This is a genomic window from Anabaena sp. AL09 (assembly GCF_001672255.1).
GTDB classification, from domain to species: domain Bacteria; phylum Cyanobacteriota; class Cyanobacteriia; order Cyanobacteriales; family Nostocaceae; genus Dolichospermum; species Dolichospermum lemmermannii.
In genome coordinates this window covers 81016-91274 of sequence record NZ_LJOQ01000009.1, presented here as the reverse complement: position 1 = coordinate 91274, position 10259 = coordinate 81016, and the positions used below count along the sequence as shown (strand labels likewise).

Below are 10259 nucleotides of genomic sequence, written 5' to 3'. Positions count from 1 at the left end.
TTTGACGGTCGCAGCGAGATTAGATTGAGCTAAACTCTTAATTTAATTCTGTCAGTAGAATCTCAGTGGCTTGGCTCCCTGAGAGTGTCAACTTGTTTCAATACCTTAGCCATTTTTTGCAGGTTGGGTTAAGCGACAGCACAACCCAACGCATTTGTTCGGTTTCAGTGCTGATGCAAGCGGTAAATTTTCTAGCTCAATATGTAAAATTGCCCCATCAAACTCAAGCTATGATTGAGGATGGCTATATTCACCAACTGTAAAATCAATGGACAGACGATCTTTTTTATTGGGTATAAGTACCTTAACACTTTCTCAATTGATCACAGGATGCGGAACAAACCAGCAACCCCCCTTAAATGTACAGCTATTAAAAAATTCTATTCCTGGTCAGGTAGTTAATCAGTTTCGGAAAACTGTAACTCAAGGGGGAGAATTGAAATTTACCCCAGTGAATCAGCTTCAGGAGTTATTTAAATTATTACAGACTTGGCAACAACCGCCAACTAATAATCAGCAAGAATGGACTCGTTATTTACCATTTAATCAAAATCAAAAATCACCGACTGCTAATTTAGTTACCTTGGGAGATTATTGGTTACAAGCAGCAATTGATCAAAAACTAATTCAACCATTAGCAACAACAAATATCAAAAATTTAGCTAACTTAAATGAAAAATGGCAACAACTAATTAAGCGTGATCAAGAAGGTAAAATTTGGGGTGTTCCTTATCGGTGGGGGAATACAGTAATTATTTATAATCAAGAAAAGTTTCAAAAATTAGGTTGGAAACCAACAGATTGGAGTGATTTATGGCGGAGTGAATTACAAAATCGGATTTCTTTACTTAATCATCCCAGAGAAGTAATTGGTTTAGTTTTGAAGAAATTAGGAAAATCTTATAACACGGAAAATATCAAGCAAATTTCCGCACTAAAACCAGAATTACAAGCATTAAATCAACAAGTCAAATTCTATGATTCTCAAAACTATCTAGAACCATTAATTACTGGGGATACTTGGTTAGCAGTTGGTTGGTCTCATGATATTATTCCGGTAATCAGTCGTTATCAAAAATTTGCCGCAGTTGTTCCCCAATCAGGAACAGCAATTTGGACTGATTTATGGGTAAGTCCCAAAGGTGTTAGTAATGATGGTTTAGCATATCAATGGTTAGATTTTTGTTTACAACCCAATACCTCTAAACAAATTGCCTTACTAACTAAAAGCAATTCTCCTGTGGACAATGCTATGGTTCTGGGGGATATTCAGAAACAGTTACAGAATTTATTATTAACTGATGCTGAAATTCTGGCCAAAAGTGAATTTATACTCCCCTTACCTCCAGCAGTTATGAAAGAGTATGAAGATTTATTCATCAAGATCAAACAATCATAATTTTGGCAAGAAGAACGGAATCCAACTTTGCTTTTAATGATTCATTCTTGAGGATAATTGCTGATTTTGTCTCTTTGGACTCTAATCCATAACTGCTGACTTTTGTGAAATTTTAAGTTCAGTAAAGATGTTTGTAATCAATAGGGCTTACGGACTGGTGGAGTTTTGGAAAATAGCCTGGTTTTGAAACCAATCCTTTCCTATCTGGATAGTAATATCTGAACCGATATTACCAGTGCTTTCTACGCGTACTTCCCCAAATCCCAAGAGACTACGGACTGATTCGGCACTATCTCCATCTCCTTGTTGTGCCACAATGTGAGTTATATCCAGGGGTTGTCCCCAGGGTTTGGAGACAAAGATATTTTTATATCCAGCTTTTTCCAATGTTCTAATTAGGGGACGCAATTGAGAGCGATTGTTCCCTGTACTATCCTGAATAGCTACACGCAGATGACTAGGTTCAGCAAACGATATTTCTGCCGTCTTCGCTTCTAAACCGAAATGCTGCGTCATTACTTTCGCAATATTCCGCCCATCTGGAACCCAGTAGCTGGCATCAAACTCATGATTTTCGCTAAAGCGTCCAGGTAGCATTAACATTTGCATATTCGAGCGATTGATTTTTGAGCCAAAACCAACTAGAGCTACTAATTCCTCAACAGATAAGTTAGTATCAATATTTTCCTTAACAACATTGAGAATGTCTGGTAATTTCGTGATGGTTGTCGGGTTCAGAGTCTGTTCAATTAAGGACCGCAACACCATTTGCTGGCGCTGAATTCGACCAATATCTCCCAGTTCATCATGACGATAGCGGAGTAATTGCAATGCCTGTTCACCATTGAGATGTTGTTGACCCGCTTTTAAATTAATGTATAAATGCTGGGAATCATCCCGATATTTCATATCTTTGGGGACATAAATATTCACTCCCCCCAAAGCTTCAATTAGCTTACTAACGCCCAAAACATTAATACGAATATAGCGATCAATTCCTACTCCACCTAAAAGATTACTAACGGTTTTCGCCGTTAACGCTGGTCCACCCTCTGCATTAGCCGCATTAATTTTTTTCACTCCATACCCTTCAATTTCTGTACGGGTATCTCTAGGCACAGAAAGCATGACTATTTTTTTTGTCTCTGGATCAAACTTGATCAACAGCATGACATCAGAAAGACCGTCAAAAGAATTAATTTGGGGTAAATAACTCAGATTTTTGCTGTCAGAAGGGGGGTTTTGGACATCTGGAGGCAGTACGCTCATCCCCATTAGCAGGATATTAACAGGACGAGTTAGTTGGGAAAATTGTAACCCATTGCCAGAAATACTATCGCCATCAAATACCGCTTCCTCCTGGGGACTGAGTTGAGCTTGTTGCAAAGGCGTACTTTCCCAAGAAACCGCCAACAACGCCCCTGCAAGTCCAGATACTAGGGCAATCCCACCCATACCCACCGCAAACCATAGCCACCGTCCTAATTTTGATGGGCGGGAATTTTGCCCTTTCCCCTTATATTTAGCTTTTGCGGCTTTTTGTTGTGCTGCTGATGTTTTTTGACTAGTCACAGACTTCCTCTCACCTACGATTTTAAATAAAGTAAATTTGCCGACTCAATACATCCAAAACAAATCAGACTATAATAGCTAACTTCTCATCAAATTTGCTATAATAAAGCTCCGAATATACAACAGAATTCACAAACCAGGAGTTAGGGGTGAAAGCCTTTTTATTAATCTTGAGATTTTGATTTGAAATTTATACTTCCGGCAATCTGTAACGGGCTGCGATAATTTCTATGATTTTCCGATTTGCTATTTAATACTTATGCCATAGTCGCTCTGCCAAGTTGCTAAATCCTGGTAAACGGGAAGATTTGCCTTGAATGACCCGGAAAATCAACCAAACACTGACTAAAAAGTAACCAGAAGTCAGAAAACTATTGAGAATTAACAAGCGCAGTGTCGAAAAATCTGCTACTGCTCCAGTAGTTAACAATAAATAACCTAACATCCATATAAAGGCCAAGGTAATAGATAAACGGCTGGCAGTAACTTGCTCCCGGCTACCCTGACGCTGGTAGAGAGTCCACAGCGAGGGAAAAAAGCCGATAATGGGGATCAAATATAAAATAAGTTGTGTTTTTGAGATATCTGTATCTTTTGCTGGCAATTTATCCATAGTGGTTGATGTGATCATAAACTAGAGATGGTGAATAATAGTCATTAAGTTAGAGATAATAACCTAAGTTGTTAATTAGGTAGGGGCAACTAACAATTTCAATTACCGATGACCAACTTCCATGGGATTAATACTTTGTCAAGAAGAAATCAATTTAGTTCTATAGTGTAATTACCTAAAAATGCAAACACGTAAGCTACTCAATTGGTGGCAAACATTGACACCTATAGCGAGATACTTAGCGATCGCGCTACTTGCACCATTATTAGTTCTCAATGGTTGGGCTATTGCCGCAATTTTCAATTATTTTCACTCCCTGATCGTTATTTTAGTCGGAGCTTCGGTAATAGCATTTTTACTCAACTATCCCGTAAGTTGGATGGAAAATCACGGAGCAAAACGAGAGCAAGTAGCCATCCTCGTATTTTTGTTAGCATTATCCATTTTATTAGCTCTAGGTGTCACCCTGTTTCCTCTCGCCCTGACTCAAGCCCAACAACTGGTGGCGCGTTTACCAGACTTAATTGATTCAGGACGTTCACAATTAATGATACTCAATGGTAAGGCAGAAAGTGTAGGTTTACCCATTAACTTAGATGCTTTAGCTGCACAAATCAATGATCGCGTCAAAGGACAATTACAGTCCATAGCTGGACAGGTGCTAAATCTAGCAGTGATCACTGTTACCAGTTTGTTGGATTTCCTACTAACAATGGTATTAACGTTTTATTTATTACAGCATGGCGGTGAACTTTGGCAAAGTTTAGTAGAATGGCTACCTTCTAAATTTCGCGCTCCCTTTTCCAAAACAGTCCGTTTAAGCTTTCAAAACTTTTTTATCACCCAATTAATTTTATCAACCTGCATGGCTTCCGCGCTGATTCCTACCTTTTTATGGCTGAAAGTTCCCTTTGGTCTATTATTTGGGTTAACTATTGGAGTCATGGCACTTATCCCCTTTGGCGGTTCTGTGGGTATCGCTTTGACAACTTCTTTGGTTTCACTCCAAGATGTTTCTATGGGGGTGAGGGTCTTAATAGCTGCCGTAATCGTGCAGCAAATTCTCGAAAATCTGATTGCACCCCGAATTTTAGGCAGTTTTACGGGTTTAAACCCCGTTTGGATTTTAATTTCTGTCTTAACTGGAGCGAGAATTGGCGGACTTTTAGGAGTAATTGTGGCTGTCCCCTGCGCTGTTGTCATTAAAAGCATCATCAGTGCTATTCGCCCCTCAGCACTGAGTCTTGATCCAGAAGACTCTTCTCTGGATGATATAGCCACACCTATGACACCAGAAGCATCTCCAAAAGTAGAAACCAATAATTCCTTGAGTGTTTCATAAGACCTCGCGGTAAGTGGGAAACGAGCGTATCTTTAGACCTGAGAGGGATGGTATGGCTAACGCCACGCTACGCTATCGACGCAGATCACCAGCCATACTGCTCTCAAAGTAGATTATCGTCCGGTAAAAAGCCTAGTTCTGCATTGGGTAGATTAGATTTAGTAAAAACGTTATCGCTGTTATCTATCGGGTAACAAGCAAACGCACCTAATAGCATAACACCAGCGGCTGCTAAAACATAACGTCTGCCCAAACTTACTCCATAACGTCGTTGCAGAAAATTGGTTGTGACAGAATTCATCCTTTTACCTCAATTACTCCAGATTTTCAGGTGTCTATTGCAAAAGACGTTGCTAATCTACTAATTGTTCACTATCTCATCCACAGATTCATAAATCCTCAATCGTTACAGTTTTGGTAACAGCTAGAATGATAAGTGTTTGTTATTAGTCCTTGTAGGGTGCGTCAGACCCCATAATTTGACAAAAAACAGATTTCCTCTACTTGACGCACCTCCTCAACAAGCGATTCCCAAAACCGAAAATGGCGAAGGTATAGATAATTTTCAACCTATAGCGGTATGCACTTAAATAAAATCTATTATAGCCCCCTCATCGCTTGCGTGGAGGGGGTTGGGGGTGGGGTTCTTGTACCTCCATAAGAACGGGGTAGGCACGGGGGCGCTACCCCTACATCAAATCCTGTAATTTCAATTATTTCTAAATCAAAATCCCCGCAATTCCCGCAGTGATAAAACCCGCTAATAATCCACCAATCATAGTTCTTACACCCATACGGGCTAAGTCTTGTTGACGGTTGGGTGCTATTCCTGTCATTCCACCAATAGTAATGCCAATTGAGCCAACATTAGCAAAATTACACAAAGCGTAAGTGGCAATAATAGCTGAACGTTGAGAAATTTCTTGTTTCTTAATCATTTCTCCTAAATCCAAATAGGCGATAAATTCATTAAGAATCGTCTTTTTACCTATATAAATTCCAACCCCAATCCCCAGGCGACTGTCCGCCAACGCACAGCTTGACGATTCACGGACAGGGCGTAGCATATACCGATGAAAACACAAATGCCTAAAAATGAAATAGCGCGTTCCATATTCAATGTTTCCATATTTTTTGCAAATAAGCTTCAGAATAACTTAATTTCCGATCATTAAGTGCCGAATTAGCTGATTTAGGCGGTATTTATCACCAAAATGCTGCTAATGCAAGGGAAGAAAAACAGGATATTTGCTGGCTTAATTAATCTTAAATATAAAGAAATAATTAAAAGTATACAAAACTTAAATAAATTGTTATTACAGAACTATGCAAATGAGAATAAAGAGTGTATATTGGTTTCAACTTCAGTATACCGAAAAATTTATAGTCTACCAATTATGGGATGCCCCTAGTTCACAATAAAATGAACTGGGGGTATCTGTATTTTAGGGAACAGGGGGAATTTTCTTTTTTTTGCTTCTCCAACTCCTGACTTCTGCTTATCGCCAACCTAGCCAGCGTAAGCAAGGGACAACTAGGTAATGGCTTATACTCAAGGAAAAACTAATTAAGATACTCACTAAACTAAAAAAACCTATGGGTGAAAATACATCCAGCCCTTGTGGTTGACTGGAAAAATGGAATAAATGCAGTCCCAATCCTAACCGCACGAAAATGGCTATGAGGTTGGCGCTTCCTAAACCTGCAATGACAGCATAAGCGATTTGATGAGTGCGAAGACCTAAGCCGAGGGTTAAGAGGGGAAGTGAGATTAAAATCCATGTGACTAAGCTTTCCGCCGGATTCGGTGTGGTGATGAATTGACAAGCTATCCAGCCTAAACTATAGCCAATGAAACCCATTAAAGCTGTGATCAGAAACCGCCGCTTTTGGCTAAAACAGCCTGATAAGGTTAATCCCCAACCTGTTCCCAAACCTGCAAAACCATAAACTATAGTTTCTGCGGCTATATAAGGTTGTTTTTCGACTAATGTTGGTAATTGATAGGCTAGTAATTCTAACCAGCGATCGCCTAAACTGGTATGGTAAGCCAGGACAAAACCAATTATAGTCCCGATTCCGGCGCAGATACTTGTCAGAATCATCACCCAAATAGTCGCCAAACAAGCTAATAAAAATTTATATATTCCCTCAATTATAAATACAGTAGTATTACTTATGAATTGAGTAATATCAGTAATTGATGTGACGACGAAATGACCTGCGCTGATCAATAACCCCTTGTGTGGACGTAAAGAAGCAATCTTGATTAATCGCTTATGAATAATAGCTGCATCCGCTGGACGAAATTTCGGATCATCCTGTACCATCTCATCAAGCAAATCCGCTAAATCTGATTTAATCTGTCGGTAATTACGCCAGCGTAATTTACCTGTCAGACTATCTTCTAAGTCTGGCGGATACTTACCTGTTAGTAGTTGAATTATAGTCCGTCCTAAAGCATAAAAATCTGCGGCTGGGCCAACATTACCACCGCGAATTTGTTCGTAAGGACTATAGCCGGAAGAGTACAAGCGTGTAGAGGTGGGATGCGATCGCAAAACTGAACCACTAAATTGTTTAGCGCCGCCAAAATCAATTAGCACCAATTTATCATCCTTCCCAGGGGTTGCGGGTGTAGAAGTACGCAACATTAAATTAGAAGGTTTTATATCTCGGTGAATAATTTGGCGTTGATGTAATTCCTGTAAAATCTGTACAGCTTGAATAAACCAACCTATTACCAAATCTTCGGAACAACCTTGAGGAGAATTTATTAATACTTCCTCTAAAGTGTAGCCATTGATTTTTTCCATCACCAAACAAGGTAATTGATGGGGTTTAGGGTTAACCAAATTAATTTGAAAATATCCGTCAGCATCAACTTTTGGCACGCCAGAATTACGGAAACTACTTAAAACTTCCGCTTCTTGCTTGAATAATTCCAGCGCCTTGGGTGAGGTTTCTACCAGCACCTTCAGCACTTTTTCTGTCTGTGTTTTTTCATCCCAAATTGTGTAAATTTGGGCAAATCCCCCCGCACCAAGAGGTTTAAGAGAGAAATAGCGATCTAACAGATGCAGCGGTGCGCCACAACTGTTACAGAATTTGTTTCCCCAGGGTTGAGGATAGGGACGTTGACAATGGGGATTTATGCAGTGAACCGTAGCACTCATTAAAATCAAGGCTTTCAGGGTTTTGTCAGGAAAAGATGCTCAAATTGGGGATGCTTAATTATATCCTTTAGACATTTATATATATGCTGGAAATGTAATACGTTTTTATAATATGTTTTACTAATACATCTTGATAATACATTTTTACTACTACATTAAAATAACGGTGTTGAATAAAGGTATACGGCCGTTACTCGCAAAGTGGCATCCTTTATTACAAACATGGGAATCTCAGCGTCCTCCTCATTTAAGTCCAAAAGCTCACGAACAAAATTGGAGTGAGGAAAAAAATATAAGAAATGAATTAGAGCTATTAAGAAAAGATTTAGAACAATATGCTAATGCTTTAGCAACTATTGCAGGTGTTAATTAAAATCTGTTTTAATCTTACACCCTAAACGGGCTATGGTGGGCAATACCCACCCTACTTACTATTTTTCTAGGATTGCTATATATAGAAGCGACGTAGTAAATCAACAAGGATATCAGAACATTTAAAAATGATATGATATCAGAATTTCATACTTTTATTAACAACTATATCCATCTCCAGTCATAGGAAAATTGTAATCAGAAAAGATAGCATGATTGCTATGATCACCGCTAGTTTCTTGATCAAGAACATCAATAACTTTATTATAAATATCTTCCGCTTCTTGGGGTGAATCACCAATACTTGTTAATCCTAATTTACCAAATTGGGAAAGACAACCCATGAGATGAAAAACTGTCCCTGTTTCCGTGCCACTATCAAAATGTAGTCTATGGTGGGCGATAATATCCATTAAGTCATTAGGTAATAATCCCTGATAACTGGCTTTTTGTAAATTGTCTGTAGCAATATAATATTTAGGTCTGCCTTGTTGACTATAAAATAAACCTGTGGATAAATCATAACGACCATTAGTGAGGAATTTTAAAGTCATAAATGGGTGAGTTGTTCCTCCTTTGCGAAGATTAATTTCAATAGCTTGAATATCCCATTTGCCATTACCTTCGTCAACAGTCACAAAGTCAACTGCAAATCTTTCCAAAGCTCCTTTTTCTGCTAATTTTTTGCCAACTCTTAAACCTAATTCCTGTAATTCACAGCGATAATTTTCATCCGCAGGAAAACGACAACCTATATAGATTTGTCCGTCTGGACCTCCTAAAATTTGGTCATGGGTAGAAAGAATTTCTACTTCTCCATTGGGTGTAATTCTGCCTTGAACACTGGGAGAATGTTTAATTTCTCCTTCTATAAAAGCTTCAACAATTGCCCCTAGTTCGGGAATGCGTTGGGAAAAATTTGCCCAGGTTTCTTGTAAAGATTGAAAACGTAAATGGAGAAAGCGATCGCTAATAGCTGCTACCCTGTGAATATGATCAGCTTTTCCCGGTGCAAAATCCATTATTTGTCTTAGATCTAAGAGTGCATTTCCCTCTCCTGAAAACCCTTCATTCAACTTAATTACCATTCTTTGTAATGTGGGTTGACGTTCCCACAAATTAGCCGCAGCATTAGCTAAATCTTGGGAATTCTTGACCAACTCGCTACCGTCGGGAAGAGGAACACCGCTTTCTTGAAAAATTTGTCTACTGCCGCTTTTTGTTCCCCAAATTTGTAAATCTGGTGCAGCAGCATATAAAGGTACACCCAACTTTAGAGATAATTTCGATTCCCAAAAAGTGGAATTATAACAGACCATAAAAGCCTTATCTAAGCGCAAAGCCTTGTGAATTCTTTCTAATAAACGAGGACGTTCTAATATTTTTTGACTCAGAGGTTTTAAAGAAGAATCATAAGTAGAAAGTAATAATAACCGATGACGAGCATGAGAAAAAGGAATACCAGGAAGTAATTGGAGATAATAGTCAATAATGCTAGGATGAAGCGGCATTGAAGTCACATAAATTAACCTAGTGCGGGGATTTCGTAAGCGCATTAATGAGAAAAGTAACCTTTCCTCATAATGCTCACAGCCTTCCACCTTGAGTAATTCTCGCTGATCTATACTCAAAGAAGGAATAATTAAAATATCCGCTTCACTATTATCGAATAACTCGCTAGTTTTCCAGCGATCGCGTAATGTTAATTGTAAATTACGAAATTTATCAATTTCCTGAAAATCATCAATATTTAGTGTCACCATATCCCCATACCCATACTACTTC

8 protein-coding genes and 2 pseudogenes are annotated in these 10259 nt (G+C 38.8%); 3 read left to right on the top strand and 7 right to left on the bottom strand.

Annotated features, from left to right (window positions below):
• Window positions 1-268 precede the first annotated feature (268 nt).
• Window positions 269-1399 (top strand): extracellular solute-binding protein, encoded by a 1131-nt coding sequence (locus tag AN490_RS01705; protein ID WP_299999358.1) that lies wholly within the window; start codon window positions 269-271, stop codon window positions 1397-1399.
• Window positions 1400-1546: 147 nt separating this feature from the next.
• Here AN490_RS01705 and AN490_RS01700 read toward each other — a convergent pair whose 3' ends face one another.
• Both AN490_RS01700 and AN490_RS01695 read right to left on the bottom strand, forming a co-directional pair.
• Entirely contained in the window at window positions 1547-2971 is a 1425-nt protein-coding gene (locus AN490_RS01700; protein WP_299999356.1) for an LCP family protein, read from the bottom strand.
• A 250-nt stretch (window positions 2972-3221) separates the two neighbouring features.
• Window positions 3222-3602, bottom strand: a complete 381-nt coding sequence (locus AN490_RS01695) for a hypothetical protein (RefSeq protein WP_299999354.1) — start codon at window positions 3600-3602, stop codon at window positions 3222-3224.
• A 163-nt stretch (window positions 3603-3765) separates the two neighbouring features.
• On the opposite strand from AN490_RS01695, the gene AN490_RS01690 reads away from it, so the two are divergent.
• Entirely contained in the window at window positions 3766-4926 is a 1161-nt protein-coding gene (locus AN490_RS01690) for an AI-2E family transporter (protein WP_015078540.1), read from the top strand.
• Between the two features lie 103 nt (window positions 4927-5029).
• Here AN490_RS01690 and AN490_RS01685 read toward each other — a convergent pair whose 3' ends face one another.
• The 4 genes and pseudogenes from AN490_RS01685 to AN490_RS01670 form a co-directional block, all read right to left on the bottom strand.
• A complete protein-coding gene (locus AN490_RS01685) occupies window positions 5030-5227 on the bottom strand; it encodes a proteinase inhibitor I4 serpin (RefSeq protein WP_299999351.1) in 198 nt (65 codons plus the stop codon).
• A 418-nt stretch (window positions 5228-5645) separates the two neighbouring features.
• Window positions 5646-5918 (bottom strand): annotated as a pseudogene (locus AN490_RS01680) (nucleoside transporter C-terminal domain-containing protein); the annotation flags it as partial.
• Complete coding sequence (locus tag AN490_RS01675; RefSeq protein WP_299999349.1) at window positions 5915-6040, bottom strand: Na+ dependent nucleoside transporter N-terminal domain-containing protein; 126 nt, start codon at window positions 6038-6040, stop codon at window positions 5915-5917. The gene AN490_RS01675 and the pseudogene AN490_RS01680, both read right to left, overlap by 4 nt.
• A gap of 385 nt (window positions 6041-6425) precedes the next feature.
• On the bottom strand, window positions 6426-8102 hold the full coding sequence (locus AN490_RS01670) for a serine/threonine-protein kinase (protein ID WP_299999379.1): 1677 nt from the start codon (window positions 8100-8102) through the stop codon (window positions 6426-6428).
• A 154-nt stretch (window positions 8103-8256) separates the two neighbouring features.
• On the opposite strand from AN490_RS01670, the pseudogene AN490_RS01665 reads away from it, so the two are divergent.
• A pseudogene (locus tag AN490_RS01665) lies at window positions 8257-8475 on the top strand (hypothetical protein); the annotation flags it as partial.
• A gap of 157 nt (window positions 8476-8632) precedes the next feature.
• Here the strand turns inward: AN490_RS01665 and AN490_RS01660 are convergent.
• Complete coding sequence (locus AN490_RS01660; RefSeq protein WP_299999347.1) at window positions 8633-10237, bottom strand: peptide ligase PGM1-related protein; 1605 nt, start codon at window positions 10235-10237, stop codon at window positions 8633-8635.
• Between the last annotated feature and the right edge of the window lie 22 nt (window positions 10238-10259).

Coding starts and splice junctions, on each gene's coding strand:
- AN490_RS01705 (WP_299999358.1), top strand. CDS start 269: ATGGACAGACGATCTTTTTTATTGGGTATAAGTACCTTAACACTTTCT.
- AN490_RS01695 (WP_299999354.1), bottom strand. CDS start 3,602: ATGATCACATCAACCACTATGGATAAATTGCCAGCAAAAGATACAGAT.
- AN490_RS01690 (WP_015078540.1), top strand. CDS start 3,766: ATGCAAACACGTAAGCTACTCAATTGGTGGCAAACATTGACACCTATA.
- AN490_RS01685 (WP_299999351.1), bottom strand. CDS start 5,227: ATGAATTCTGTCACAACCAATTTTCTGCAACGACGTTATGGAGTAAGT.
- AN490_RS01675 (WP_299999349.1), bottom strand. CDS start 6,040: ATGGAACGCGCTATTTCATTTTTAGGCATTTGTGTTTTCATCGGTATA.
- AN490_RS01670 (WP_299999379.1), bottom strand. CDS start 8,102: ATGAGTGCTACGGTTCACTGCATAAATCCCCATTGTCAACGTCCCTAT.
- AN490_RS01660 (WP_299999347.1), bottom strand. CDS start 10,237: ATGGTGACACTAAATATTGATGATTTTCAGGAAATTGATAAATTTCGT.